Genomic DNA, 25,335 nt, shown 5'->3' with positions numbered 1-25,335 from the left:
TCCGTAGTGATCGTTAGCCCTCGGATGATCTAGAGTGGTCACTACGGTGGTCACTATCTTGCACAAACGCTGCCCGCCGACGCTCCGCCGACGCTCCGCCGACGCTCGAGCAACATCGGTCGGCACGGCCATGTAGGTGTCTGCCGTGATCGCGATGGTGGAGTGGCCCAGCCGCTCAGAGATTTCCTTGAGCGTCTCGCCAGACCCCAAGCCCACCGTGGCCGACGTGTGCCGAAGGTTCTTGAGCGGGATCCTCGGCAACCCCACCTTCCGACTCAGGTAGGTGAACCGCCACGACACGGTGTCCGGATGCCAAGGTGAAACCGACCGTAAAACTTCCTGAGAAACGGGCCGGGAAACACTCTGGAAAACAGGCCGCGCACGCCGCGCTGCGCGAGTCGTCGGGGGCGATCTGCGCGGTCGCCTCGGCGTCCGCCGAACTGGTGGCCGGCGGGCTGACCGGCTACTCGTCGTCGAAGGCGGCCCTGGTCATGCTGATCAAACAGATGGCCTATGAGTGGGGCCCCGACGGGATCCGGGCCAACGCCGTCTCCCCCGGCATCACCCACTCCCGCTCCACCGAGGCGCAGTGGGAGGACGAGGAGCTGGTGCGCTACCGCACCGAGCGGCTGCCGCTGCGCCGGCTGGGACGTTCCCAGGACATCGCCCAGGCGGTGGCCTTCCTGGTCGGCCCGCGCAGCAGCTACGTCACCGGGGAGAACCTCGCCGTGGACGGCGGTCTTCGGCACATCGCGATGGAGTACGTCCGGCCCCCCGACGACTACCTCACCAAGCTCAAGAGGACCAATGCCTGACCCGGTCGCCCGGCCGGACCCCGCCGTCATGGTACCGCTCGTCGCCGACCACCGGGTCGCGCCGGGCGGGACCCCGGTCGGCCGGGGTCACGCCTGGGCGGCGGCGGGCTGCCGCGCGGGAGCGTGCTGCTCCGGGTACCAGCGCTCGGACCACCGGCGCAGGTCGCCGAACAGGCGGCCCTCGGAGGTCGCGAGCGCCGGCGGGTCCTCGTAGACCTGGTGCGACCAGATGACGATGTCGTTCTTGAGCTGGGCGGTCGCCGCCTCCATGCGCCGCTCGAGCACACCCGGCTCCTCGTCGCCGTCGAGGCGTTCGAGCCACACGGTCTGGAACATGGTGCAGGTGCGGTCATCGATGGGTGTGGTCGCGAGCAGGATGGCGGTGTTGTCGGCACCGGACAGCGCGGTGAAGGACAGCCCGATTCCGCCCTGCAGGATCGCCAGGGTGTCCCCGTCGTAGCTGGTCGGGTCCCACTCGACCCATCTGCGCCCGAAGCCGATCTGGATGAACCAGGTGTGCTCGTCGCTGCGCTGGCTCAGCGCCACGGGCGCGTGGCGGGTCGCGTGCACGAACCGGAAATGCACCGGGTCGGCCGCGTTCTCGGCCACCATCTGCGGGGTCAGCGTCAGGTCGTCGTAGCGCACCAGGCCCCGCGGCGACGCCGGGTGGAACTCCAGGTCCCTGATGTGCTCAGCCACGTCGGTGAAGATGTGCGGCACGCCGTGGTCCGGCTCGCGGCCGAGGACGTCGTGCCAGAGGTAGACGCACTCGTCCTGCTCGATCACCGGCCAGGCGGTGAGCCGCCGAGCCTCGTTGGGGCGACCCTCCTGGTAGGGGATGTGGGTGTTGCGGCCCTCACCGTTCCAGTGCCACCCGTGGAACGGGCACACCACGCAGTCTCCCGACACGGTGCCGCCGTACCCCAGGTGGCCGCCGAGGTGGCGGCAGTGCCCGTCGAGCACGCGCACCACGCCGTCCTCGCCACGGTAGGCGACGAGGTCCCGGCCGAAGTAGCGCAGCGGCTTCACCCCGCCCACCGGCAGGTCCGACGACCAGGCGATCTGGAACCAACCGGTGGGCGTCATCGTCGGCTGTAGCTGTCGCATGCGGCACCGTCCTTCTGTCGTGTCGAGGTGAGTGCGCGAACGGTCCGCTCCACCAGCGTGCGCCGCCCGTCCGGCCCCGGCGGGCGCACTCCGTGACGCCCCATCGTCCGCATGAACAGGGCGCCGACGAACGCGTCGGTCTCCCACAGGACATCGACGTCCGCGCCGATCTCGCCGCGGTCCGCAGCACGTTGGAAGGCGACCTGCACCCATCGCAGGCGCGGGCGCAGCGTCACCGTCAGATACCGCTCCCACAGGTCCGGATGGCGCGCCGCGTCCGCGCCGAGACGCAGCTGGAGACCGAGGTGCGGGGGCTGACGGTGCTGACGGTGCTGACGGTGCTGACGGGATCGCGGGACCGGCGAGGAACGCGTAGGCCAGCATCAGCTGGGCGACCGCCTGGACGATCCCGGTCTCCAGCATCTCGGGCGTCGCCACCATGCTCACCGTCAGCCCGCTGTCGAGCAGCCGCTGTCGAGCAGCCGCTGGCGGAAGACGGCCTGGCGGGCCGCCCAGGGGTCGCCGCTGGGAAGGGCCGCCGCCGCGGCTCGATCCCCGGCATTGGCCGCGGCTGTCACGGCGGTCTCGTCGATCAGGAACACCAGCCGCCGCTTGCCCAGCGCCGTCGCGGTGTCGAACTCCAGCTCGGTGTACGACCGCTCCGGGTCGTCCCGCACTGGCGAGCCGTAGCGGGTGCCGATGATGCCGATGTAGAGATCGCATCGGGTGACGAGCGAGACGCACAGGTCGGCCGGTCGGCGGCGGCGGCGGCGGCGAAGTACTGCATGTCGACGGGCGCGTGCCGCAAACGCTTCACCGCGTCCTCCGCGGCTGCGGCCCAGGACCTCGCCGCCGGCCAGCGGCGCATGTCGCCGGTGTGACTGAGAAATACCCGCCAAGGCCGGCCAACGTCGGACACGCTACCGCTACCGCTCCCGTGCCCGTCACCATCGACAGTCGCGCCTTTCCATCCGTGTAATCGCCGCAGAGGCACACCCGCCCCATCACAAGCCCGACTCACCCGGCAACAGATCAAAGACCTCGTCGAGGGCCTCGGCGGGCTCCTGACAATCCTGCGCGAGGCAGAAGCCGCCGACAGGGCAGAGGTCTACCGTGAACGCGGCCTCAAGTTGACCTACGAGCACGAAACATAAGATGATCATGACCGAAGCGGCACCGAGATCATCGGTGTGCGTGGTGTCCGTGTCCGAGGGGGACTCGAACCACCACCCTACCGTCGATCATCCTGACCGCCGATCTTGATGTTCCAGGTCAGGTGCAGGTCGACCGGTGAGAATAGGTCTCGCGACTCGTCCCAGCTGGACGGTCAACCTATGACACGACGTGTCCGGCGGATCACCCCCAGGGTCCCAGCACTTCAGGACGCCCGCCGTCTGCCGGAGTGCGGCAAGGCGATGGCTCCTTCGGACAACAGCCGGTTACCGGAAGCGACCCGCCAACCGCCGTATGATGCTCCAAGCTCGCAGCCAGCTGGAGACGCCAGCGAGGAGGCCCCATCCATGAGCAGTCCGGAATCCGGCCAACCTCACAGCCTCGGCAACCTGATCGACCGCTCCCCAAGCCCACCTGAAGACAATCGAGGAGATCACGACCGCAGCGCGGCCGCGAGCAGCTACACCGCGACGCGGCTTGCCTCGTCGGCGAGTGAAACCGTGAGGAGGCGGGTCAGGGCCGGCGTGTCCGGGGTGTCGAGCATGGTGATGTACCCGGATCGCTGGGTGACCTGGACAATGGCGGGAAACCCGAACCTGCGGATGGTCTGGTAGGCGATGATCGCGCGGCCGGTACGGCCGTTGCCGTCGGAGAACGGGTGGATGCGTTCGAAGGCGACGTGCCCGCCGGCGATCGCCTCCAGCAGTGCCTCGTTGTCGAGGTTGGCGGTCTGCCACTCAGCCTGGTCGGCCCACTGGAGCATGAGTTCTGGGACGCGTACGGGTGGTGCGGTCTGCCACGACGCGCCGGTGACGATGTTGCTGGAGGTCTTGTACTGGCCGCGGTCGTGGGCCAGGTGGTCCATCAGCGCAGCGTGCAGGTCCCGGACGAGGTCGGCGGTCAGGGGTTCGTCGTCGGCGACGGCCCGCAGGATGCGGGCAAGAGCCTCGTAGTGGTTGGCGACCTCATGCAACTCGCGCACCGGTGTGCCGGCCACAGGCACCCGTTCGTCGACCAGCAGGGTGATTGTGTCGGCCAGGGTGAGAGTGTTGCCCTCAAGCGCCGCGGAGTGGTGCGCCAGGCGCACCAGCACGTCCTCGGCGTACTCCGGTGGAAGGACCCCGGTGCGGGCGATATCGGCCAGGAACTCCTGTCGGGTCCAGGTCACGACCGGGTCCGGGCCGCATTGATCACGGCCATCAGGTCGGGCAGGGGGGTGTCTTCGTACCGGCTCACGGCGCGGGCCTCGAGCACCCCGGCACGGATAGTCACCTCGACCGTATCTCCGGGGCCGACGCCCAGAGCACGCAGCTCGGCTGGGCTGATCGTGATGCCCGCCGAATTCCCGATCGTGACGACCTTCTTCCGCATACGAACATGATACATCCAGGTACGAACCCACGATTGGTGGCGGCCGACGCCCGGTGACTAGTTGTGCGGGGTGCGTGGTATCTGCAAACCCGAACCACTACTGGAGTTATTCGAGGCCGTGGTCAACCTCGTCCATACCAGCGCACCTCCTCCTGTCCTCCGCCCACACCGACGATGACCGGGTCGCGGGCGCCTTCGCAGCCGAACTGCTTGCCCCGGCCGAGGGAATACGCCGTGCGCTGGCGACCCTCGAGACATACGACGAGGACGCCGCCCTCGACGTCATCGCGACCGGCGATCTTCGAGTCCCGGGCGGGGGCCATGTTTACAGGTGAGATCACTCCGGTCGCGGGGCGACGATCGCGCAGGGCAGCGTGGCGGCTTAGCGTGGCGGCTTGGGGCCAGCCCGGGGCCCCGCGCCCGGCCCGGCGGCCAGGTGACCGTCGTCGAGGGCCTGGTGTACGGGACGGCGTGAGCCTCAGGCCGCGGCGCCGAGGTGTTCGGCGATGCCCTCCAGGCACCACGTCCAGCCCACGCGCATGTGCTCGGCGGTCAGGGCGCCCGACAGGCCCTCGACCGTGAGCTCCAGCCGGGTCCCGCCCTCGACCGGCAGGAGCAGCACCGTGCAGCGAGAGCGCTCGGCCATGTCCTCCCCCGCGGTGAGCACGTCGAGCACGAGCCGCTCCACGGGCTCGAAGACCGCGAAGGTCGCCGTCTCGCTGTACGCGTCGCCGGCCGGGCGGGGGCCGAACCGCAGCCGGTAGCCCCGGCCCTCGCGGGCGTCGACCTCACAGGTCGACACGCGCCAGGCGGGGTCGGGGCAGGCCCAGCGCTGCAGCAGGTCGGCGCGCGTCCAGGCGGCCCAGACGCGCTCGGGCGGCGCGGGGTAGGTGCGCTCGAGGTCGAACGACAGGAGCGGGGTGGCGGTCACGTGTCCTCCAGGAGGGTGCCGAGAGCGTCCAGCCGGGTCGACCAGAGCGCCTGCTGCTGTGCGGTCCACGTGGCCACGGCGACGAGGGCGTCGTCGCGCAGCCGGCACTCGCGCACGCGGCCGCGCTTGACGGTCGTCACCAGGCCCGCATCCTCGAGCACGCGGACGTGCTTGAGCACGGCGGGCAGCGAGAGCGTCGTCGGCGCCGCGAGGTCACCGGCGGACATCGGCCCGCGGGCGAGCCGCTCGACGATGGCCAGACGGGTCGGGTCGCCGAGCGCTGCGAACTGACGGTGAACCACGGGGTTCACTGTTGCCTGTCGGCGCGCCTGCGTCAACCCGCTCGCCGTGACGACCTCGCCCGGCTCCGCCGCGCCCTGGGCACCCACCACTACCCCGACGAGGCCGCGGTCACCGCCCGGCTGGCTGCGATCGGTACGAAGTCGAACGCGCCATCCGGGCCGCGATCGCCCCTGCCGTGAAGATGGCCGGCCGCTACTTCGGTAACCCCGCCCGGCCCACTGGCCGGCTCATCTTCGAAGCCCTCGCCCGTCTGCGTCTCGTTCCCGCCCGCGACGGCGCGCCGGCGTTCATCCCCCGACCCGGACCACTCCAGCAGAAACTTCTCGGCTTCCTCGGCGTCGACCCCACCCGACCACCATGATCGGAAACTGGGCCGGTCAAGCCACCGAATCCCCATGTGCGAAAGACCCGGCTAGCCAGCGAGCGGCGGCAGCATGAGCTGGGCGTGCTTGTCGATGGCGGCAATCCAGTCGTCATGGACGACGTAGGCGACGTAGGCGACGTAGCCGTCGGGCCGCACCAGAATGTGGGCGGGCCCCTGGATCCCGTACCTGCGTCTGAGTCCGGGAGCGGCGTCCGCCGCAATAGCGACGGTCCTCAGTTGTGCACCTCGGCCTGGCCAATTGATCTGTGCAAGTGCGTCGATCGCTTCATCGCCGACGGCAATCAGCGTGAAGTGCGGTCCGCGGAACACGTCGAAGAGTCGACCCGAATGACCGTAGTTGTCGGTATAGCGGGCGTCCGGCGCGCGGTCGCCGGCGCGGACGCCCTCGTTCTGCTCGCCGCCGTCCGGAGCGAGGCCTCCGCCGTGGTAGGTGAGGGCGAGCTGTCGTTCCTCGTCACCGCGCTTGGCGGCCGCGAGGGGCCGGTTGCTCATGCCCGCGTAGATCTCGCTCGAGAGGCCGAGCACTCGTGCCGCGACCGGTTGCCGCTCGGTCCCGTAGGTGTCGAGCAGGGCATCTGGTGCTCCGGCCAGTACCTGGGCCAGTTTCCAGCCGAGGTTGTACGCGTCCTGGATGCCTGTGTTCAACCCTTGGGCTCCGGTGGGCGGATGGACGTGGGCGGCGTCACCGGCGAGGAAGGCGTTCCCGGATCGGTAGCGCTCGGCCAACCGGATATTCGGACGCCAGACCGACGCCCAGTGGATCTCCTGAACGCGCAGCTTGGCTCGGCCGACGAACTCCTGGACGAGGCGATTGACCGCGTCGCGGCTCAGGTCGGCTTCCTCGTCGGGGCGCAGCTTGAGCATGAGCTGGAATTTGTCGCTGCCGGGAAGTGGGCACAGCGCCATGAAGCGGCCTCTGTTGCGCGGCCAGATGTGCCACCGCTTGCGCGAGAGGCCGCTGAGCGTCACGTCGGCGACGATCATGCGGTCGCTTTCGTCTGTCGTGCCGACGAAGTCGATACCGGCGTTGCGACGTACGACGCTGCCCCCACCGTCCGCGCCCGCAAGGAAGCGGGTGTGGATCTGCTCGGTACCAGCTGGGCCTTCGACCGTCGCGACGAGACCGTTGAAGTCTTCCTCGTACGAAACGAGTCGAGTGCTGTACTCCACGGTGCCCCCGAGCTCCTCGAGGCGTCGCCGGATCGATGCGTCGGTCTCGAACTGAGGCACCAGCAAGGTGTTGCCATGAGGTACGTCTTCGGTCGGCTGGTGGTTCTTGATCATCACCAAGGGCAGGGTGAGCGGACCGATGTGGATGCCGAGCAGCGGGTACAACGCTCCGCGCGGCTGGAGATCGGGCAGGACGCCGAGGTCGTCGAACACCTCCAGCGTCCGCGGCTGGACCCCTTTTGCCCGTGAGCCCTCGAAGCCATGGTCCGCCGCGTTGATGAGGCGGAAGTTGACCCCGCGGCGCTGCAGGTCGCAGGCCAGTGTCAGCCCAGTGGGTCCGGCACCCACCACAAGCACCTCGACGCGGTCGCCCATGCAGTCACCTCCCGTGGTTTGCCATTTCGGCTACAGCGTAGCCGGGATTTCCCGGTTGAGCCAGCGCTCGGTTTGGGACAACCGGGCCGCCGAACGCGCCGGGCGAAGGCGGTAGTTACGGGCCCTGACAGATGTGCTCTGCGGGGCTTCCGGTCGACCTACGCTACGTCCGGCGCGTGGGGTGAGGTGACCGTCGGCGTTGAGGCGGCGGTCAGCTGCGTGGCCAGTCCGTCGACGATGAGTTGCAGCCCGAACCGGAACTCGTCGTCCAGGGAGCTCGGAAGGAACGAGGCCGAGACCACCGTGGCGGGATAACGTGCCGGATCAAGCGAGCGGTAGAACTCGCGGATGTCCTGGTCCTCCGCGGGGCCGTCGTTTCCGTGGGCGCCCAGTTGGCTGGCGAAACCGATGACGTAGTGCGCTACCGCAGTGTATGCCTTGGCGGCGGCCTCGGGCGAGAATCCGCTGGAGAGCATGATGCCTATTGCGGTCTCACGGCCGGCGAGACCGTGCGGACCAAGAGGAATGTGACGGTTGAAGAGGGACACCACCGTCGGGTGTTCTCTCAGCGTTCGAAACAACGCGTCAGCAATGGCGAACAGCCGTTCCTGCCACGTCGCCGTTTCCGCCGTGTCGGTGAGGTGTCGAGGCACCTGACCGAGCACGTGTTCGACGACATGGACGAAGATCTCGTCCTTGCTGGCGAAGTGTCGATACAGGGTCGCCGTACTCGACTGCAGCCGTTGTGCCAGCAGCCGCATGCTGAAATCGACCGGTCCCACCTCGTCGACCAGCTCAACCGCTGCGGCGATGACGCGTTCGGCCGGCATGGCGGGGCGCCCCGGGCCCTGACCCCCGCCGTTGTCCCGATCAGGGCGGCCCTGCCACCAGCGCGGACTCCCCGGCCGAGGAACTGTCTGCCTCACGGGCACCACCTTTGCTCCACCAGTTAGCCCGGCGCCGTTGCCTCGCACCCGCCGGCATGACTACACTGTAGTCGAAACATAATGGCTACGACGTAGCCGTTACTGTGTGCGCAGTCCGGACGGCCTTACCTCCCACGGGCGCCGTCCTTTCCCGTCGACAAGCCCGCCTCCATAAGAGCGCCCGGCGATAGGGGCGTGGATCAAGGAGCGGGCCTGGGGTGCGTAGATCGCGAGGCGGCGGAGGCAGGCACCGGAGGTGTCGGGTGTCGACCGACGAGCCGGGGTACCCGTGCCTCGCGAAGCGATGGACGGGGAGCGATGCGGCGAGGTGCGTGCCCCGGCCCCGCGACGCCGCGTCCCCTATTGCCGGTCGCTCTAAGTGTCGGGCTGCCCCGTTGACCGCTGGCGGAATGCGGCCATTCATGCAGCGCGGGAAGTGACGGGAGACACCACGCATGCGGCGATCGCCTGCGCCAGGGAACTCGCCGACACGTTCGAGCCCTTGCCAGATGCCGGCGGCGCGGCGCACTGATCCGCTGCCGTGCTACTTCTCGCTGCGGCCTCGACGACGCCGCTCCTCGAGCGGGTGGCTTGATGTCATCCGGGGATCATCGGCAGCTTATGTCAACTGCAGAGTCGGTGGGTCGATCTCTCGAAATGCACTCGACTGGCCACGTCTGGTTGGTATTCTGTGGTTATGCGTTTGTGATTGCGGACGGGGAGTGATGGACTATGGCGCAGTCGGGTGACGGCCAGTCGGATTGGCAACAACGGCGCGCTACAGCTCAGCGGGCCGAGAAGGAAGCTGCCGCCGCTCGTCAAAGACATGAACGCGATATGGCGCAGCGGGCCAAGCAGGACTATCTGGCGCAACAGCAGCGTTCCGCAGAAAGGCAGAGCACAGAAGCTGCAGCCCGGGTCGCCGAACTGGGCAGGAGCCTCCTTCTCGGAGTGCTGGAGCTTCCGGTTTTCAGCATACGCGATCTTGAGGTTACTCCCGATCGTCCGGCCTTCCGACCTGGAGCACTGGCGGTGGCGGGCGCTGCTCCTGACTGGGCGGACTACGCGCCGCCCGCTCCCGGCATCGTCGGTCGCCTGGTCGGAGGATCGGGCCGATATCAGCGGGAACTCGAGGCGGCACGGGCACACTGGGATGGCGACATGGCCCGGTTTCAGGACGCTGAAGCCGATCGGCTGCGGGCGCTCGAGGCCGCCCGGTCCAGGCACGACCAGCGTGTGGCCGCGGCCGACAACCGAGCTGCGGCGCACAACGCCGGCCTCGCCGCGCGGTGGACTGCATGCACGGAAGGCGAGCCGGAGGCCGTCGAGTGGTTCGTCGGTCAAGCCCTCGCCGCCACTCCCTACCCTGACGGGTTCCCCCAGGCACGGAAGATCGCCTACCGGCCGCAGGAACATGACATCGTCGTCGAGATCGAGTTTCCCCGAACAACCGTCATACCAGAGGTCCGTGAGTACCGTTTCTACAAAACGGCTCCCGAGATCAGACCCGTAAGGTGGAAGGATGTCGAGGTCAAAAAGCTTTACGCCCAGCTTGTGGCGTGGGTAGCCTTACGCACTCTGTACGAAATCTTCAGAGTCACCAAGGATCTCGACCTCGTCGACGTCGTGGTCTTCAACGGAACGGTCACCGACGTGGACCCCACGACCGGTAAGGACACTCTTTATCATCTGGTCAGCCTCGAACCTGAGCGGTCCATCTTCGAGGGAAACCTCAAGATCGATTGCGTCACAGACCCCGTCGGTTGTCTTCGCGGGCTCGGAGCAAAGGTTTCACCGAACCCGTACGACCTGCAGGCCGTCGAGCCCGTCGTCATCTTCGATCTCCACCGGTTCCGGCTCGCCAACGACTCGACCGAGCTAGCTAATCTCGACTCACGCCCGAACCTGCAGAAACTCAGTCCCACCGAGTTCGAACAGCTGATTGAGAAGCTCCTCAAGGCGATGGGAATCGAATCCTACCGCACAATTAATTCCGGGGACGACGGCATCGACGTCGTAGCGACCAAAGACGACATCATCTTCGGTGGTGTCTGTCTGGTGCAGGCTAAGCGAACGAAGAACAGAGTCGAGCTTGGGACGGTACAGGCGATCGCCGGAGCGATGGCCGATCACAACGCGGCGACCGGCATGGTAGTGACTACCTCGTGGTTCGGTCCATCGAGCATAGCCTTCGCCAAGCGCAGCAACCGGATCACTCTCGTCAAAGGCGCCGAGCTGAAGCACATGATCAAGAGGTATCTCGGTGTCGATGTCATTCCCGGCGTCGCTGAGCCACGAGGGAGGCGTGCGCAGGGAAGTGCCTGACTCGGCGGGCCGCCGCAGTCGTGCACGAATTCCACACGCCAGTTGCGCCAGCCGCGCCTGCACCGCCGAGGTGAACTTCGCCCGGAAGTCACCCCTCGTCGTGTCGAACGCCTTCCTGACCGGCTCCATGTTGGCGTCGTCATCTACCAAGGTCTCCAGCATTGACAGCAGAAGATCATTCTGGTGGAAAGCGTTGAACACAACACAAGGACAGGCCCGCACACGAAACCGTCTGGTCAACGGTCCGAAGCTGCAGACAGCGGGGACTGCCTGCCCCGCTGGACCACGATCGCTTGTGCTCGCCGGCCGAACGCGCACTCCGCAGCGAGTAGGGTAGGTACGTACCTACCGGGGAGGTGGTCGCGGTGACCATGGTCTCATCACGGGAGTTCAACCGCGACGTGAGCGCGATCAAGCGAGCCGCCACCAGCGGCCCAGTGATCATCACGGATCGCGGACGACCATCACACGTCTTGCTGTCGTTCGCTGACTACCAGCGGCTCACGGGCACCGCGGGCAACCTGGGCGACGCGTTCGTCCTGGACGAGGACATCGACTTCGAGCCTGTGCGCCCGCGGGACTCGGTGCGCGAGGTTGATCTGTGAGCTTCCTGCTCGACACCAACGTTATCTCCGAGCTACGCAAGCCCGCCAAGCGCAGAGACGACCGATTCAACGCCTGGGCAGAGACCCTGTCACCGTCAGACACCTTCCTCTCGGTCATCACCCTGCTGGAACTGCGTGCCGGCATCGAGAACAAGCGACGACACGACGCGCGACAGGCGGCTCTCCTCGACTCCTGGCTGGACCACAGCGTCATCCCCGCATATCCGGGCCGGCTGCTCGACGTCGACCAGGCCGTCGCCGACTCGGCAGCAAGACTCCACGTGCCCGACCGGCGCCCAGCCCACGACGCGCTCATCGCTGCCACAGCCCAGGTTCACGGCCTCACGCTCGTCACCCGCAACGAGTCCGACTTCGCCCCCATGGGCGTCCCACTCGTCAATCCCTGGACCTCCCACATGTAGGCAGGCGCCCCCAAGCTGGGCGTCACAGAACCTTGGGCGCAGGACCAGGCGCACTCGCGTCTTCGGGCGCCATACGCAGCGCCGGCGTTCGTGTCCGTCGACACTGACCTGGCCTGGTCTTCACCTCACGCAGGCCGAGACGCAGCGATCCAGTTGCGCCGCGGGTGTGATCAGGATCGGGAAACCGGGCGGAGAGGTGTGCCGCGTCGGCCAGCGCTCGGTCTGGTGTGCTGGAAGTAGCCGGCCCACCCGTGCATGACCCGGTTGAGCCAGGTCAGCAGGTCCTCCAGCGGCTCGAGAGCGGCGGCGGCGTCGTCCGGAACCTGGCGGAGTGAAGCTCGTCTGGGACGAGAACGCCTGGCAAGACTACGTATGGTGGCAAACCCAGGACCGCAAGATACTCAAGCGCATCAATACCCTGATCCAGGACATCGCCCGCAACGGGAACGACGGCATCGGCAAGCCTGCGCCCCTGAAGCACGGGTTTCAGGGCTACTGGTCGCGGCGCATCAACGACGAGCACCGACTCATCTACAAGGCTAGCGGCGACGAGATCCGCATGGCTCAATGCAGGTACCACTATTGAGGCATCGAGTAGGCTGGGGCAGTTACAGAACACACGTTCGAGCCATTCGACAATGCTGCCCGCTCGGGCTTCACTGGGCATCGTGCCTGGTCGACAGCCGTGCCCCGACTGGACGAACGGTTCTCCCAATGACACGTTAGAGCCACCCTCGTGACCTGGGCTTTCTCTGTCCTGGCAGTCTCTGCGGCGCACTCACTCCTTGAGGCCGCCGTCTCCTGTCGTGGGTTGAGACGGGTGGGTGAAGGTGCCGACGCCTGGACCTGCCACAGGAACGGTGTCACGCTCGGCCAGATCCAGCCGCCCGGCAGCGCAAGTTCCCTCCCCCAAGCTCGCCGGATCCGTAGCTCCTGGCCCTCCAGATCCGTAGCTCGGGTGCCTCCAAATCTAGAGCTCGAAGGGCTCCAGATCCGTAGGTCAAGTAGGCTCCCGGCTATGAACACGCGGTTGCACGGCCTGGTACCACGACGACTCGCGCCTATCGTCGCGGAAAGAATGGCCGAGGAACCCGTCGTCCTCCTCCAAGGTCCTCGGTCGGTGGGAAAGTCGACCCTGCTCAGGAGCCTCGCAGCCGCCGTCGGTGCGGAGGTGGTCGACCTCGACGACGTGACCCTCCGCGACGCGGTAGCAAAAGATCCGCGAACGTTCGTCGCAGGTCCTGGCCCGATCTGTGTCGACGAGTACCAGCACGTCCCGCTCGTCCTCGACGCGATCAAGGCGGAACTCAACCGTGACGGCAGGCCCGGTCGCTTCGTCCTGACGGGCTCGGCCCGGCACGAGGCACTACCCCGAGCCGCTCAGGCGCTCACCGGTCGCCTTCACCGACTGCCCGTCTACCCACTGTCGCAGGGCGAGCTCCGAGGGGTCCGCGAGCACCTGCTGGAGGACCTGTTCGCCGACCCGCTCGCCGCCGTGGCCGCGACCCCTCCATCGCGGACCACCCGCGACGAGTACGTCGACAGTGTCACGGTAGGCGGGTTCCCGTCGGCGCTCGCGCGGGCCTCCCTCGCGTCGCGGAACCGCTGGTTCGACGACTACATCAGCCTCAGCCTCGAACGGGACGTCCGGGAACTCAGCAAAATCCGCCAGGCGGCCTCGCTGCCGGCCCTGCTCGAAAGGCTCGCGAGCCAAACCGCACAGATACTCAACATCACCCGAGCCGCCTCCAGCATCCGCCTCGACGAGAAGACCGCACACAGCTATGTACGGCTCCTGGAGGCGGTGTTCCTGTTGTACCGCCTCAATGCCTGGGGTACGACGCTCACCGCGCGGTCCGCCGCGTCCCCGAAAATCCATGTCCTGGACTCCGGCGTGGCCGCCCGCTTGCTGCGCTTGACACCGCAGAAACTGGCGGCCCGCAACCCGACCGCACTGACTGAGTTCGGGCACCTGCTCGAGACGTTCGTCGTCACCGAGCTGCTCAAACAGGCGTCCTGGACGGATTGGGTCAGCGGAGTCGGACACTGGCGCACCCGCGACGGCGACGAAGTCGACCTTGTGGTCGAACGCGACGACGGGACGGTCGTAGCCTTCGAGGTAAAGGCGGCCGGGCGGGTACCGGGTGAGGACCTCGCCCCACTCCGCAAGCTGCGCGACGCGACCGGCGACGCCTTCACGGCCGGCGTCGCGCTCTACCTGGGAGCACGGTCGTACACCTTCGAGGACCGCCTACATGTCATGCCCGTCGACGCGATCTGGGCCCCGTAACCGCCCAGCGCCCTCAATACCGAGTACTGGCTACTGGCCCGCCGAGGCAAGTCTGTGGCTCGGCAGACCGGACATTCCGGCTGCCCAATCGACAAAGGCCGGTCGCCCCGGGTTCGCAACGACGTCGCTGCGGAACAGGGGTGCCAACGGTGCGCCGATCCACCGGCAACCGCGGCAGGTCCGGAGCATCCTGCCACCGCCGAAAAAGAAGACTCGGACGGTCCTCGACCCGCCGGGCAGAACAGCAGGTCGGGCCGCCATGCCTCCCCAACCGTGACCAGCGCCCGCCGGTAGTCGGCGACGAGCAGATGCGGATCCCCGACGGGTCGTCATCGGACGCCGCGTCCCGGTCCAGCAGGCCCGGCACATATGTCCGGGCGGTGCTGTCGGATCGGGGCAGAGGTGTTCGTAGCAAGGGTGAGCGGCCGCCCACGAGGGGTGCCCCAACGCACAGGAGATGATCCGAGATGCAGTACATGGTTTCCGTGATCTTTGACAAAGATGGCTTGGCCACCCCGGAGGAGCAGGCCGCGATCGACGTGTTCAACGACCGGCTTGTGGCCGAGGGCCACTGGGTCTTCGCCGGCGGCCTCGGGGCGTCCAACACGGCCACTGTGATCGATAACCGGGGTGGGGAGGCGATGTTCACCGACGGGCCGTTCCTGGAGTCGAAGGAGTTCCTCGCCGGCTTCTGGATCATCGAGGCCGCGGACCTCGATGTGGCGCTCAAGCTGGCCGCCGAGGGGTCGAAGGCCTGCAATCGGAAGGTCGAGGTGCGGCCGTTCCTGTGAACAGGGCCGACGTCAAGGAGGCGATCACTCGGGCCCACCACGAGGAGTGGGCACGAGTGATCGCCACCCTGACCAGGCGTTTCGGTGACCTCGACATCGCCGAGGAGGCGGCGGCCGAGGCGTTCGCGACCGCCGTCGAGCACTGGCCGGCCGACGGCGTGCCGCCCAACCCCGGCGCCTGGCTGACCACCACCGCCATCCGCAAGGCCATCGACCGGATCCGGCGCGAGAACAAGCGCGACGACAAGCAGAAGGAGGCTCAGATGTTGTACGACGACGACCCGCCCAAGCCTGTCGGCGCCATCGACGACGAGCGGCTCCGGTTGATCTTCACCTGCTGTCACCCGGCGCTGGCGATGCAGACCCGCGTGGCGCTGACGCTGCGCATGGTCGGTGGTCTGACCGTGCCCGAGATCGCCCGTGCCTTCCTGGTGCAGGAGGCCGCCATGGGGCAGCGGATCACCCGCGCGAAGGCCAAGATCAAGACGGCTCGCATCCCTTATCGAGTGCCGTCCGAGCAGGATCTCCCGGCGCGCGTCTCCGGCGTGCTCGCCGTCCTGTTCCTCGTCTTCAACGAGGGCTACCTGGCGACCGGCCCCGGCGCTGGTCCCGTGCGTCACGACCTGACCGCCGAGGCGATCCGGCTGACTCGTCTGATCCGTGCCCTCATGCCGCAGGACGGTGAGGTGGCCGGTCTGCTGGCGCTGATGCTCCTCATTGAGGCCCGCCGCACCGCCCGGGTTTCGGGCAGCGGCGAACTGGTCACCCTCGACCAGCAGGACCGTGGGGCCTGGGACGCGGCGCTGGTCGCTGAGGGTCATCGGCTGGTGCGCGAGCGCCTGGCCGCCGGGGTGGCTCCGGGTCGCTACCAGATCCTCGCCGCGATCAACGCCGTGCACACCTCCGCCCGCGATGTACGCGATACCGACTGGTCGCAGGTCGTCGCCCTCTACGACCAGCTCGTCCGCCTCGACCCCTCGCCGATCATCGCCCTCAACCGGGCCATCGCGGTCGCCGAACTCGACGGCCCGGAGGTGGCACTGGCGACCGTCGACCGTCTCGAGGACACGTTGGCCGGCTATCACGCCTACCATGCGACCCGCGCCGACCTCCTGCGCCGGCTGGGCCGCAGTCAGAAGTCGCGCGCGGCCTACGACAAAGCCATCGAGCTGACGGGCAACACCGCCGAGATCGCCTACCTGACCCGCCGCCGCGACCAGCTGGGGTAGCGCCCGCGAATCCCGATCGAAACCCTGTGCAAAGCGACGGCCGGCCCCGACGAATACGCGGCGCTGGCCAGGGCGCGGCACGAGTGTGGTTAGCGGCCGGCGCTGGCCTGCTGTCCACCTATGAGGGCGGCTAGCCCGTCGAGTACCCGGGCCAGGCCGAACTGGTATGCGTGGTCGGGGTGATAGGCGCTGCCATGGGCGGCGCCGGCGGCAGTACCGACTCGGGCCGCAGTGGGGTAGGCGGTCGAGTCGAACACGCGGGCCAGCAGGGGTGCGTTGGCGGCCCACCATTGTTCGTCGCTCATCGTGCTGTCGAGCTGTGACGCACGGGTGCTGATGGCCGCCCGGGCTGCGGCCTGGACGAAGGTGAGCAGGTAGGTGAGGGCGTCGTCGATGGCGACGTCGTCAAGGCCCAAGCCGTTGAACGCGGACAGTTCGTACTCATATTTCGCCATAAGCCCGGGCCCGAGGGGTGGCCGGGCGGTGGATACGTCGGCGATCCACGGGTGCATGTCGAACAGTGCCCGGTTCTGTTCGGCGATGGCGGTGAGCCGGGACCGCCAGGACTGCCTGTCGACCGGGAGGCGTTCCATGCGCAGGTATACGGCGTCGAGCATGAGGTCGACAAGTTCAGCCTTGCCGGGGACGTAGGTGTACAGCGCCATCGTTGAGACGTCGACGGCACGGGCGACGCTGCGCATGGACAGCCCGTCCAGGCCAGCCGTGTCGGCCAGCGTGATCGCGGCGTCGACGACCCTGTCGACGGACAGTCCCTGCTTGGGTCCGCGCGCCGACTGCCCGAACCCGGGCTCGCGCCACAGCAGCGCCAACGTGCGAGCTGGATCACCTGAACCGCTTCGGTAAGCGGGCATCGCTCGCCCCTCGTCTACGTTGTACGACGTACAGAGTACTGTGTACAGAGTTCTTTGCCGGCAAGTCGAGGAGTCCTGATGCAGGTCACATCCACCACCCTTTCATTGACGGTCAACGACGTCGCAGCCTCCCGCGACTTCCTCGTCGATCACTTCGGATACCGGGAGAGGGTCGTCGCCGAAGGTTTCGTCTCCCTGGGCCGTGACGATGCCGCCGTCGACATCGTGCTGCTGCGGCGAGGGATCGAGGTGCTACCCGAGGGTCTGCGCGACCAATCCGCGGCCGGCGTGATCGTCGCCCTGGTCGTGGCCGACCTTGCCGCGCAGGAGGCGCGACTGCGTCGGGAAGGGGTGCCGATCACGATGCCGATGCAGGAGGAGGCGTGGGGCGAGCGGCTGTTCCAGGTCACCGACCCGAACGGCGTCGTCATCCAACTCGTCGAGTGGGTCGACGGCGGGCACTCCTGGGCCGGCGACCGAAGCTGATCGGACCACCCACCGCACGCCAGCGGAATCCAGACGGCTGCTCCACGAGACCCATGCGGCGCTCATCCAGTCGCTGCTACCCAGCTCCGGTCGCCCCGATGTGGACTCGCTGGCGAACCTGACGGCGGCGATCGTGGTTGACCAGCAGCCGTTGAGCGGAAGCCTTCGCTCGACCGTCGGCACCGCCACCGACGCCTACACGATTCCGGGTAGAGAGCCTGACTGAGCGGCAGGACGAGCTTTCACCGGCAGCGTTACGAGCGGCAGGAGTGTGGGGCCGGAACCTACCTCGTAGCCTGGCGTGACGCACGGCCGGTCGGTGGAGATCCGATGGTTGGGATGCGTCGCGCCCGAGGTGAAGTCGGTCGTGGCGGCCTGCCCGGAGCTGAATGGGCTGGGCGTGTGGCCACCCGTGCTGCGGGGACGTGACTTTGACATCGTACGTGGGTTCGGGTCCCACCCGCTCCACCACGGCCTGTAATAGTGCCCTGACCTGGGCAAATAGGTAAGACCTATAAGTTCCGACAGTTGGTCAAGTAGGAGATGTCCACCTCAGGGCGCCGATCAATTGGTTCGACCCTCAAGCACATCGATAGATTTCAATTACGAAGCGTAGTGAGGATGGGATCGGCTCGTTGATGTATCCAGGCTGTCCTGCATCTACCAGCTGCCTCCGATGGGAGTCATCAAATGACGTCGATCGCGGACCGTGTGGCGGGACTCGCCGGCAACCGCCGTGCGCGTCCGCGGGCGGATAGGCCATGATCGAGGAGTGACGAGACGGCTGGACACTGGGGAGGACGTCCGGCTGACCGTGCCCCTGTACAACCTCGCCGAGGCCGCGCGATACCTGGCCCTGCGCCCGACAACCTTCGGCACGTGGGCGGGGGGCTACACCCGGACGGCCCCGGACGGCCGACGAGTACGCAAAACTCCGGTGGTCACGGCGCTGCCCGCGCCCTTCCATGGTGGGCCGACGGTGCCGTTCATCGGTCTGGCGGAAGGGCTGGTACTCGCCGCGTTCCGCCAGGCACACGTCCCGTTGCAGCAGATCAGGCCGGCGCTCGACTTCCTGCGTGACAAGGTTGGCCTGGATCACGCGCTGGCCAGCCGCCGGCTCTACCTGGCGGGTGCAGAGCTGCTGTGGGATTACGCGCAGCACGACGACGCCGATCCGCGCGCCGCCCGCGGGGTGCGTGAGCTAATCGCCATCCGCAGCGGCCAGCGAGTCTTCGCCGAGGTCGTCGAACGCTACCTACGACTGATCACCTATGCCGACGACGACCTTGTCGAGCACATCCAGCTTCCTGGCTACGACACCGCGATCGTCGCCGCGGACCCGCGCATGAATTTCGGCCAACCCTACTTCGTCCGCAGCGGAGCGCCGCTGGAGAACGTCCTCAGTAGGCACCGAGCCGGCGAGCCTCTCGAGGACCTCGCGGACGATTACGGCATTTCCATCGACGAGATCGCGGACGCCGTTGACGTCGCAGCCCGACGTACCGGCTGACCCGCCGCGGTTCCTCACGGATCGTGGCATGGGCGCCAAGGTCGTGCCCGCGGCGTTACAGGAAGCCGGTTTTGAGATCGTCACGATGCAGGACTACTACGGGCCCGCGAAAGCCGAACGCCTCGCCGACGAGGACTGGATACCCGACGTGACCCTGGCTGGCATGGCTGTGCTCACCAAGGACTCGAAGATGCGGTTCAACCGCCTGGTCGTGAAAGCAATTCACCACTCTGGCGCGCGCTGCTTCGCACTCGCGCGCCAGGACCTCACCGGCCGTCAGATGGCACAACGGCTGATCGACAACAAGAACGAGATCCTCCGTGTCGCGCGGACCAGGCATGGGCCGTACTTCTTCCACGTCCACCAGGACCGCGTCGGCGAGATGCCCCTCGTCTCCAGGTGACCGGCGGGCGGTCACAGCGGCAGCGGCGACGGTAGGGGCCCAGCGTTCGGACCTGGTCGTAGGCGCACGCGGCTGCCGGGTCGGCCCGGTGCCGAGGGCACGTCCGGCGGGGTCGTCGCTGTCGGGCACGGCAGTGGTGCCGAACCGGGCCTCCGTCATGCGATTGAGGCGCAATGCGCTCGGGTTTCCCGCGAACCCCCACCCGGGGGCGCCTTGATCGAACGGGCCCTGACCGCCGGGGTCCCGTTCTCCTGGATGAGTGCGGACGAGGCATACAGGCAGGCGAAATGCCTGCGGTTCTGACTCGAGCAACGCGACATGTCCCATGTGCTGGCGACCAGACGTAACGACGATCTAGTCACCACGACGATGGGCCGGGCCTCCTCCCGCCCCACGACAGCCACAACCATCGCCGGTACGACCTGGAGATCATGGAGGCGTTCGGGCAAGGCATCTACGACTCCGCCGACCCCCGTCACCCTCTGCGCTGGTTTGATTGAGATGACCTGCGCGAACGGTGCGAGTCGGAGCTGGCCCTCGTCAGATTGCCGAAAGAAGAGCAGGACGCACGCACCGCCGAAGCACTCAACCGCGTGTCAGAGTTGATGTCTCGAGGAACGATCAACGAGTCGCATTAGACGGAGCAACTTCACGCGGGCTGTTGGGCACGTGGCGATGCCGCTAAGTGGTCGGCGCTGGAAGACGGCGCAACCCCAGGGTTATTGATCTAACTGTCGGCATCGAGTCAGGCCTGCGAAAGCCGGCCGGGCGCCGGCCTGCATTCGTGGTGGCGCGGGCCAAGGAGGCTCCTGCAAGGGGTCGGTGTCCCTGCTGTGGCCCGCGGCCACTGGTCGATCTCAAAGTCCTACTGGCGGCTCGCGGCGAGGTTGTCAGCGTCGGTGCGGGCGATGGCCGCGTCGACGATGGCGTACTCTGCCCCGTCGAGGACGGAGAGCGCTAGGTCGATTGCGTCGACGGCGTCCTGCTCAGCCACCTCAGCATGGTGCTGCGCCTTGCGGACGTCCCGCTCGTTTCGTCGCCTGTCGGCATCTGCGCGCGACTCGGCGAACCGCTGCTCTACCGACGAGCGCACCGCGTCCCACTGTGTCTGCATGCCGGCCTTCGCCTCTTCGACCTTGTCCGTTGCCTTGGTCTTGGCGGCCGTGGCAGAGGTCGTCAGCGCGGCTCGCTCTGTCTCCAGTCGCGCGCGGTTCTTCTCCCGCGCCGCGCCCACCACGTCATCGACCTTCCTCGCTCGGTCGGAAAACTCGCTGAGCTGCTCAGACAGCGCCTTCATAGTTGACCCTCCTTCTCGGTCGCTTGGCCCTGGGCCTCGCGGATCGGTTGGCTGCCTCCAGCCGACCCGTACCCGCCCCCGAGGTTCTGTATCCGGATGCCTCGCCTGACAGCCGTCGCGACCAGGGCGACACATCAGGCGGCGGACAGAGTCCCACGAGGCGGTCGCGCCGCCATTGGGTACCCCACCGCGTTCGGCCTGTCCAGCTTCGCCATCGCCCGCGGCAACGCCTTCGAGGCGTACGTCAAGACCAACGGCTGCGCTGAACTTCTGCGGCTGCTGCGGGAGCACCTGGATTTGCCGCTTCCCGAGGTGTCCTACGACGATCTCAACAGCGTTGCCGGGCACGAGACCCTCGAAGCGCGCTACCGCCCATCCCGGCCAGCGGGCCCGATTCAGCCCTGCAGGAGGGTGATGGTGCGGCCAGAAGGGCTGGTCGTCGTGGTGATGGCGGTACGTTCGGCGATGTCGGGGGCGTCGGGGCGCTGGTCGAAGATGGCCAGAGTGCCGGCGTCCAGACCGAGGCGGTCGAGGTAACGGTCGAGCTGCTTGAGGCCCTGACGTAGCGGGTTGGCGCGGCCCGCTCGCCAGGTCTTCAGCTCGAGGGCCTCCCACTGGAGATGACGAGTGCCGTCGGGGGTGGTGTAGGGCCAGCGGACGTGCAGGTCGATCCGGCCGGCACCGACGCCGTATTCGCGTTCGACATAGCCACCGCCGTTCACGACGCGCTGAAGGTAGCCCATGAGGATGAGCTGGGGGGCGGCCTCGTTGTAGAAACCGCCGGTGATGAGAAAGTCGCCGTGCTCGATCCACCAGTCCGCGAACTCGTCGAGCACCTTCGGGAAATCGAACGTGCAGTCGGGACGGATGAAGGAGCGCGGGTCGGCGGTGACGCTTTCCTGGATGCTCGACGACAGGACCCGGACAATGACCTCGCGGTAGATCGGATTGGCGACCCGGGCAGCCAGCGAGTCCAAATGAGTCGCCCGGGCAAGGATCAGGCGTTCCTTGGCCTCCTCCAGGTGGTCGACCGTGATCGCCTCCGCGGTGGGGACCGCGAGTTTCTCGATGACCTCGCGGGCCAGCGCGTTGACAAGCCACGGCTGGCCGCTGGTCAGCTCGAAGGCGTGTTCCATGGCGCCCGGGGCGAACGGCTGCCCGGTGTCGGCGGTGTGCTCGCCGTAGAGCACGGCCACCTCGTCCAGGGTGAAGTCTCCCAACCGCAGCGACTCCAGTTTGATGTTGAACGGGCTCGAGGTCCCGAGACGGGCCGGGTCGCCCCCGGCTGCCGCTTTATAGTCGCGGACGTCGCGCAGGCCGCACAGCGCGACCGACGAGGGGAAGTCGCGCGGCCGGCTGCTGTAGCCGTCGCGGAGCTGGCTGAGAACACTGATCAGACCCTCACCGCGCAGAGCGTCGATCTCGTCGAAGAACAGCACCAGGGGCCGCGGGCAGATCTGCGCCCACGCCCGCAGCGCCTCGACGAGGAGGGTGCTTTCCGACGCCTTCGGCCACGGCGGCGGGCGAAGATCCGCCGGCAGCGCGTCCTCGGCGCTCGCCCGGATCCGGTCGAGGATGCCGCGGGTCGCGGCGGCGTAGTCGTCGCCCGCCGCGCGGCCGACCTCGCAGGAGAACCGCAGCGCCGCGTACCGGCCACCGGCCGTCAGCTCATCGGCGAGCGCCAGCAGCGTCGTTGTCTTCCCCGTCTGTCACGGGGCGTGCACGACGAAGTAGCCCTCCCCTGCCACCAGCCCGGGAACCTCCGGCAGCCGTGACAACGCCGGGACCATGTAGTCGATCCCCGGCCGACACGGTCCCGCCGTGTTGAACCGACGACCCATGGAAATACTCCCCGCGGCGGCGACAGTCGAACACGCTGGTCACAACCCTACCGCCCACCGGAGATCGACGATCACCAGTGGTCGCCGAGCGCCACTCCGCGGGTGTACGCCGGAACCAGACGGACCGGCGCCTTGGCACCGACCTCCGGCGAAGACGTAGACGAAGTCCGCGAAGGCACCCTGCTCGGCCAGAACGCCGTCGAGATCACGGTCGAACGGCGCCGGCCAGCCCAGCGACGAGATCCGTCTAGACTGACCCGCGCCCACCACACGGTCGGCGTCGAAGTCGTAGTCGACGGCCCAGCCACGGCTGAACGATGTCAGGTGGATGCGTCGCGAGGCGGAGGAGGCCCAGGTAGCGATGGGCTATGTTGTCATCCCTCGGCCGGGTAGAGCCGTACGGTCTTGTCGAGGCTGCTGGTGGCGACGGTCTTGCCGTCCGGACTGAACGCGGCAGAGGTGATCCTGTCGGAGTGCCCGGCAAGGGTGGCGACGGCCGCACGGCTGTCCACCTGCCACAGCTTCGGTCCGGACGAGCCGCCTGTGACGAGGTGCTTGCCGTCCGGGCTGAACGCGGCCAGGCCGCCGGCGTCCTGCAGGGTTGCGACGTCCTGCCCGGTGCCGGGGTCCCACAGTTGGGTGATGCCGTCCTCGCTGCTCGAGGCGACGGTCTTGCCGTCGGGGCTGAACGCCGCGTCGCTGACGACGGCCCGGTGCCCTTTATAGTTGACGACGACCTTCCCGGTCGCCACGTCCAGCACGTCGACGTAGCCGTCGATGCAGACGAGCAGGCGGGTGCCGTCGGGGCTGAACGCGATGCAGCGCTTGTACATGGCGTTCGTGAAGGTCGGAACAATGGGCGTGCGCTGACCCGTTACGACGTTCCACATGGTGTCGACCGAGGCGACGAACTTCCCGTCCGGACTATAGGCCAATGCCGTCATCCAGTACTCGGTGCCGGGTTTCGGTTCGTCGAGCGTCTGCCGTATCTGGCCGCTGGCCACGTCCCAGAGCCGGACGGTGCCGTGGTTTCCGGCGCTTGCGATGGTGCGCCCGTCCGAGCTGTACGCCACCTTGGAAACGGCGGCGCCGGTGTCCGAAAGGGTCGTCCTGATGTGGCCCGTGGCGACATCCCACAGCTCGATCGAGCCCGATCCTGGGTTGCTGGCCGTAAGGACCGAGGCAACGGCGAGGGTCTTCCCGTCGGGGCTGAAATCCGCGTCAAGAGCAAATCCCCCGGCTATCTTCAGTACGGTTCCCTGCCTGCCGGACGCGGCTTTTGTGCTCGGCTGCTGTGCTGTTTCCAAGCCCTTTTGTGCCTGGTCGGCGGCTGGAGCGTGTTGACCCCCGCCGCAGGCGCCCAATAACATTGCCAACACGCCGAAGATGACGATTCCACCGCCTGATCGGCCGGAAATCCGGCGCCGTGTTGAGCCGTTCATTCGTGGGTCATCCTTCCGGCGTCGTCAGCAACAGTTGGATCAACGTCGGCAACAGTTGGATCAACCAACAGTTGAATCACATCGCCGTCACGCATACACGAGAAACCGTTGAGATGTGCCACGGCCGATGTGGGGTCCTGGTCGAAGATGCAGGACCAGTCGTCGACCTTCACATGCACGCCGTCCCGGTTGTTTGCAACGCCCTGCTGCAGGTACGCCACCATCACCTTGCTGGCGTCGGCGCAGCTGATTTTCCCCTTGACGACCAGTTTGTATTCGGCGGCACCGGCAAAGGCACCGCAGTCGGTTCCGGACCCGTTCTGCGCGGCCTGGCTCGCGACTACGCCAGACGTAGCCGGTGTACCGGACCCGCTCTGCGCTGCCTGGCTCGCGACTACGCCAGACGTAGCCGGTGTACCGGAGGAGCATGCGGCGAGCGTGAAGCCGCCAGCGAGCACGATCGCGACCGCACGGACGGTGTCCGGAACATTTACCTTACCCACGGATGCCCCGCCGGGAGCGATCATTCTGGACCATGCTGTCCCCTCGATTAACTCGATTGTTTCCTTGATTTTCGTAATGCCGTAGAGGCGAAAGATGGCGAGGGCGAGGTTACGATCGCCTTGGCCACTCGCCGGATCAGTTTCGCGGCATGAGGTCTCCGAGCTTTCCCCCGGACGCCGCGCAACTGGTGAGGTACTGAAAGCGGTTCGCCAGGATAGTCATGTCCGAGTAGGGGAGGCTGAGGAGGAGCCTTTGCTGTTGGTCGGGCTGCATGGCCATGAAGTCGGAGCATTTCGTGTTGATCGGGTTCCCGGCGCCGGCGGTGTCCCACCACAGGACGGTGCCGATGAGCAACGCGACGAGGACGGCACCATTGATGATCAGGTTGCGGCGCATCGTCGGTGCGGGCGCGGGGCTGACCGGCGGGAGCGGGGGGGCGCCGGGCGCGGTCGCGGCGCGCACTGTCCGGATGCGGTCGAGCGCGTGGTGGGGCAGCTCGTAGAAGGCGCCGCCGAGGTAGACGTTCGCCGTGTGGATCAGCCAGAACGGCAGCGTGAGCACGACGAACCAGCCCCAGCCTGCGAGGACGCCAAGCAGGAGCATGACGAGGGCAGCCTGTGCGAGCGCGATCCCGGTCCAGATCAGGTTAGGGTTCTGGGCCGGGTTGGCGACCCACCTCGGAAGGGGCTGCGGGCCTGCGGGCGTCGGGGGGGAAAAGTACTGGCCGGGCTCGGGAAGGCCGTGCGCCGGGGAGCCGGGTGG

The 25,335-nt window shown here is 67.4% G+C and carries 27 protein-coding genes and 5 pseudogenes; 13 read left to right on the top strand and 19 right to left on the bottom strand.

Going from position 1 to position 25,335, the window contains the following annotated elements:
- Positions 1-261: pseudogene (locus U9978_RS18355) on the bottom strand (hypothetical protein); the annotation flags it as partial.
- Between the two features lie 56 nt (positions 262-317).
- Here U9978_RS18355 and U9978_RS18350 point away from each other — a divergent pair.
- Positions 318-815: an SDR family NAD(P)-dependent oxidoreductase gene (locus U9978_RS18350; protein WP_322762366.1), complete on the top strand. Its 498-nt coding sequence runs from the start codon at positions 318-320 to the stop codon at positions 813-815.
- An 87-nt stretch (positions 816-902) separates the two neighbouring features.
- Here U9978_RS18350 and U9978_RS18345 read toward each other — a convergent pair whose 3' ends face one another.
- The 6 genes and pseudogenes from U9978_RS18345 to U9978_RS18320 all read right to left on the bottom strand — a co-directional run bounded on the left by U9978_RS18345 (position 903) and on the right by U9978_RS18320 (position 4,481).
- Positions 903-1,922 carry a Rieske 2Fe-2S domain-containing protein gene (locus tag U9978_RS18345; protein ID WP_322762365.1) on the bottom strand — a complete coding sequence of 340 codons (1,020 nt, stop codon included), beginning with the start codon at positions 1,920-1,922 and terminating at the stop codon, positions 903-905.
- Positions 1,898-2,239, bottom strand: a pseudogene (locus U9978_RS18340) (TetR-like C-terminal domain-containing protein); the annotation flags it as partial. The gene U9978_RS18345 and the pseudogene U9978_RS18340, both read right to left, overlap by 25 nt.
- Positions 2,240-2,371: 132 nt before the next feature.
- Positions 2,372-2,821, bottom strand: coding sequence for a DUF4062 domain-containing protein (locus U9978_RS18335; protein ID WP_322762364.1), 450 nt, complete (start codon positions 2,819-2,821; stop codon positions 2,372-2,374).
- A 105-nt stretch (positions 2,822-2,926) separates the two neighbouring features.
- A complete protein-coding gene (locus U9978_RS18330; RefSeq protein WP_322762363.1) occupies positions 2,927-3,085 on the bottom strand; it encodes a hypothetical protein in 159 nt (52 codons plus the stop codon).
- A gap of 470 nt (positions 3,086-3,555) precedes the next feature.
- Complete coding sequence (locus U9978_RS18325; RefSeq protein ID WP_322762362.1) at positions 3,556-4,263, bottom strand: Fic family protein; 708 nt, start codon at positions 4,261-4,263, stop codon at positions 3,556-3,558.
- Entirely contained in the window at positions 4,260-4,481 is a 222-nt protein-coding gene (locus tag U9978_RS18320) for an AbrB/MazE/SpoVT family DNA-binding domain-containing protein (protein WP_322762361.1), read from the bottom strand. Before U9978_RS18320 ends, U9978_RS18325 begins: the two co-directional genes overlap by 4 nt.
- 59 nt (positions 4,482-4,540) lie before the next feature.
- On the opposite strand from U9978_RS18320, the gene U9978_RS18315 reads away from it, so the two are divergent.
- On the top strand, positions 4,541-4,801 hold the full coding sequence (locus tag U9978_RS18315; RefSeq protein WP_322762360.1) for a hypothetical protein: 261 nt from the start codon (positions 4,541-4,543) through the stop codon (positions 4,799-4,801).
- A 143-nt stretch (positions 4,802-4,944) separates the two neighbouring features.
- On the opposite strand, the gene U9978_RS18310 is transcribed toward U9978_RS18315, so the two are convergent.
- The 5 genes from U9978_RS18310 to U9978_RS18290 all read right to left on the bottom strand — a co-directional run bounded on the left by U9978_RS18310 (position 4,945) and on the right by U9978_RS18290 (position 8,556).
- Positions 4,945-5,397 (bottom strand): SRPBCC family protein, encoded by a 453-nt coding sequence (locus tag U9978_RS18310; RefSeq protein ID WP_322762359.1) that lies wholly within the window; start codon positions 5,395-5,397, stop codon positions 4,945-4,947.
- Positions 5,394-5,786: a metalloregulator ArsR/SmtB family transcription factor gene (locus U9978_RS18305; protein ID WP_322762358.1), complete on the bottom strand. Its 393-nt coding sequence runs from the start codon at positions 5,784-5,786 to the stop codon at positions 5,394-5,396. The genes U9978_RS18310 and U9978_RS18305 overlap by 4 nt, the downstream gene beginning before the upstream one ends.
- 2 nt (positions 5,787-5,788) lie before the next feature.
- The gene (locus U9978_RS18300; protein WP_322762357.1) at positions 5,789-6,097 is read right to left on the bottom strand and encodes a hypothetical protein; all 309 of its coding nucleotides are present in this window, start codon (positions 6,095-6,097) and stop codon (positions 5,789-5,791) included.
- Between the two features lie 15 nt (positions 6,098-6,112).
- Complete coding sequence (locus tag U9978_RS18295) at positions 6,113-7,630, bottom strand: FAD-dependent monooxygenase (RefSeq protein WP_322762356.1); 1,518 nt, start codon at positions 7,628-7,630, stop codon at positions 6,113-6,115.
- A gap of 158 nt (positions 7,631-7,788) precedes the next feature.
- On the bottom strand, positions 7,789-8,556 hold the full coding sequence (locus U9978_RS18290; RefSeq protein ID WP_322762355.1) for a TetR/AcrR family transcriptional regulator: 768 nt from the start codon (positions 8,554-8,556) through the stop codon (positions 7,789-7,791).
- Between the two features lie 1,161 nt (positions 8,557-9,717).
- Here U9978_RS18290 and U9978_RS18285 point away from each other — a divergent pair.
- From U9978_RS18285 to U9978_RS18275, 3 genes are all read left to right on the top strand, one after another.
- Positions 9,718-10,881 carry a restriction endonuclease gene (locus U9978_RS18285; RefSeq protein ID WP_322762354.1) on the top strand — a complete coding sequence of 388 codons (1,164 nt, stop codon included), beginning with the start codon at positions 9,718-9,720 and terminating at the stop codon, positions 10,879-10,881.
- 371 nt (positions 10,882-11,252) lie between these two features.
- Complete coding sequence (locus U9978_RS18280) at positions 11,253-11,486, top strand: type II toxin-antitoxin system Phd/YefM family antitoxin (protein WP_322762379.1); 234 nt, start codon at positions 11,253-11,255, stop codon at positions 11,484-11,486.
- Complete coding sequence (locus U9978_RS18275; RefSeq protein ID WP_322762353.1) at positions 11,483-11,908, top strand: type II toxin-antitoxin system VapC family toxin; 426 nt, start codon at positions 11,483-11,485, stop codon at positions 11,906-11,908. Before U9978_RS18280 ends, U9978_RS18275 begins: the two co-directional genes overlap by 4 nt.
- Positions 11,909-12,078: 170 nt before the next feature.
- Here U9978_RS18275 and U9978_RS24155 read toward each other — a convergent pair whose 3' ends face one another.
- Complete coding sequence (locus tag U9978_RS24155) at positions 12,079-12,198, bottom strand: group II intron maturase-specific domain-containing protein (RefSeq protein WP_416211034.1); 120 nt, start codon at positions 12,196-12,198, stop codon at positions 12,079-12,081.
- 41 nt (positions 12,199-12,239) lie between these two features.
- Here U9978_RS24155 and U9978_RS18270 point away from each other — a divergent pair, with 41 nt between their 5' ends.
- The 4 genes from U9978_RS18270 (at position 12,240) to U9978_RS18255 (ending at position 16,218) form a co-directional block, all read left to right on the top strand.
- Positions 12,240-12,494, top strand: coding sequence for a Txe/YoeB family addiction module toxin (locus tag U9978_RS18270; RefSeq protein WP_322762352.1), 255 nt, complete (start codon positions 12,240-12,242; stop codon positions 12,492-12,494).
- A gap of 432 nt (positions 12,495-12,926) precedes the next feature.
- Positions 12,927-14,198 carry an ATP-binding protein gene (locus U9978_RS18265; RefSeq protein WP_322762351.1) on the top strand — a complete coding sequence of 424 codons (1,272 nt, stop codon included), beginning with the start codon at positions 12,927-12,929 and terminating at the stop codon, positions 14,196-14,198.
- 467 nt (positions 14,199-14,665) lie between these two features.
- A complete protein-coding gene (locus U9978_RS18260; protein ID WP_416211031.1) occupies positions 14,666-14,989 on the top strand; it encodes a YciI family protein in 324 nt (107 codons plus the stop codon).
- Positions 14,986-16,218 carry an RNA polymerase sigma factor gene (locus tag U9978_RS18255; protein WP_322762349.1) on the top strand — a complete coding sequence of 411 codons (1,233 nt, stop codon included), beginning with the start codon at positions 14,986-14,988 and terminating at the stop codon, positions 16,216-16,218. Before U9978_RS18260 ends, U9978_RS18255 begins: the two co-directional genes overlap by 4 nt.
- Positions 16,219-16,307: 89 nt before the next feature.
- Here U9978_RS18255 and U9978_RS18250 read toward each other — a convergent pair whose 3' ends face one another.
- The gene (locus U9978_RS18250) at positions 16,308-17,090 is read right to left on the bottom strand and encodes a TetR/AcrR family transcriptional regulator (RefSeq protein WP_322762348.1); all 783 of its coding nucleotides are present in this window, start codon (positions 17,088-17,090) and stop codon (positions 16,308-16,310) included.
- Between the two features lie 78 nt (positions 17,091-17,168).
- On the opposite strand from U9978_RS18250, the gene U9978_RS18245 reads away from it, so the two are divergent.
- From U9978_RS18245 to U9978_RS18230, 4 genes and pseudogenes are all read left to right on the top strand, one after another.
- Positions 17,169-17,576, top strand: a complete 408-nt coding sequence (locus U9978_RS18245; protein WP_322762347.1) for a VOC family protein — start codon at positions 17,169-17,171, stop codon at positions 17,574-17,576.
- Between the two features lie 772 nt (positions 17,577-18,348).
- Positions 18,349-19,086, top strand: a complete 738-nt coding sequence (locus U9978_RS18240) for a DUF433 domain-containing protein (protein ID WP_322762346.1) — start codon at positions 18,349-18,351, stop codon at positions 19,084-19,086.
- A complete protein-coding gene (locus U9978_RS18235) occupies positions 19,058-19,489 on the top strand; it encodes a hypothetical protein (protein WP_322762345.1) in 432 nt (143 codons plus the stop codon). Before U9978_RS18240 ends, U9978_RS18235 begins: the two co-directional genes overlap by 29 nt.
- 213 nt (positions 19,490-19,702) lie before the next feature.
- Positions 19,703-19,868: pseudogene (locus U9978_RS18230) on the top strand (IS701 family transposase); the annotation flags it as partial.
- A 486-nt stretch (positions 19,869-20,354) separates the two neighbouring features.
- On the opposite strand, the gene U9978_RS18225 reads toward U9978_RS18230, so the two are convergent.
- The 5 genes and pseudogenes from U9978_RS18225 to U9978_RS18200 form a co-directional block, all read right to left on the bottom strand.
- Positions 20,355-20,786 (bottom strand): hypothetical protein, encoded by a 432-nt coding sequence (locus U9978_RS18225; protein WP_322762344.1) that lies wholly within the window; start codon positions 20,784-20,786, stop codon positions 20,355-20,357.
- A gap of 395 nt (positions 20,787-21,181) precedes the next feature.
- Positions 21,182-22,627 (bottom strand): annotated as a pseudogene (locus U9978_RS18220) (AAA family ATPase).
- Between the two features lie 374 nt (positions 22,628-23,001).
- Positions 23,002-23,934: a WD40 repeat domain-containing protein gene (locus tag U9978_RS18210; protein ID WP_322762341.1), complete on the bottom strand. Its 933-nt coding sequence runs from the start codon at positions 23,932-23,934 to the stop codon at positions 23,002-23,004.
- A 131-nt stretch (positions 23,935-24,065) separates the two neighbouring features.
- Positions 24,066-24,596, bottom strand: a complete 531-nt coding sequence (locus U9978_RS18205) for a hypothetical protein (protein WP_322762340.1) — start codon at positions 24,594-24,596, stop codon at positions 24,066-24,068.
- 112 nt (positions 24,597-24,708) lie between these two features.
- Positions 24,709-25,335: pseudogene (locus U9978_RS18200) on the bottom strand (hypothetical protein); the annotation flags it as partial.

The organism is Protofrankia sp. Cr2 (assembly GCF_963555885.1).
Lineage (GTDB): Bacteria > Actinomycetota > Actinomycetes > Frankiales > Frankiaceae > Protofrankia.
Note: the sequence above shows the minus strand (reverse complement) of the source record. Positions and strands in the feature narration are given on the sequence as shown.

Coding starts and splice junctions, on each gene's coding strand:
- U9978_RS18345 (WP_322762365.1), bottom strand. CDS start 1,922: ATGCGACAGCTACAGCCGACGATGACGCCCACCGGTTGGTTCCAGATC.
- U9978_RS18330 (WP_322762363.1), bottom strand. CDS start 3,085: ATGATCATCTTATGTTTCGTGCTCGTAGGTCAACTTGAGGCCGCGTTC.
- U9978_RS18320 (WP_322762361.1), bottom strand. CDS start 4,481: ATGTATCATGTTCGTATGCGGAAGAAGGTCGTCACGATCGGGAATTCG.
- U9978_RS18300 (WP_322762357.1), bottom strand. CDS start 6,097: ATGGGGATTCGGTGGCTTGACCGGCCCAGTTTCCGATCATGGTGGTCG.
- U9978_RS18295 (WP_322762356.1), bottom strand. CDS start 7,630: ATGGGCGACCGCGTCGAGGTGCTTGTGGTGGGTGCCGGACCCACTGGG.
- U9978_RS18285 (WP_322762354.1), top strand. CDS start 9,718: ATGGCCCGGTTTCAGGACGCTGAAGCCGATCGGCTGCGGGCGCTCGAG.
- U9978_RS18280 (WP_322762379.1), top strand. CDS start 11,253: ATGGTCTCATCACGGGAGTTCAACCGCGACGTGAGCGCGATCAAGCGA.
- U9978_RS18265 (WP_322762351.1), top strand. CDS start 12,927: ATGAACACGCGGTTGCACGGCCTGGTACCACGACGACTCGCGCCTATC.
- U9978_RS18260 (WP_416211031.1), top strand. CDS start 14,666: ATGCAGTACATGGTTTCCGTGATCTTTGACAAAGATGGCTTGGCCACC.
- U9978_RS18250 (WP_322762348.1), bottom strand. CDS start 17,090: ATGCCCGCTTACCGAAGCGGTTCAGGTGATCCAGCTCGCACGTTGGCG.
- U9978_RS18245 (WP_322762347.1), top strand. CDS start 17,169: ATGCAGGTCACATCCACCACCCTTTCATTGACGGTCAACGACGTCGCA.
- U9978_RS18225 (WP_322762344.1), bottom strand. CDS start 20,786: ATGAAGGCGCTGTCTGAGCAGCTCAGCGAGTTTTCCGACCGAGCGAGG.
- U9978_RS18205 (WP_322762340.1), bottom strand. CDS start 24,596: ATGATCGCTCCCGGCGGGGCATCCGTGGGTAAGGTAAATGTTCCGGAC.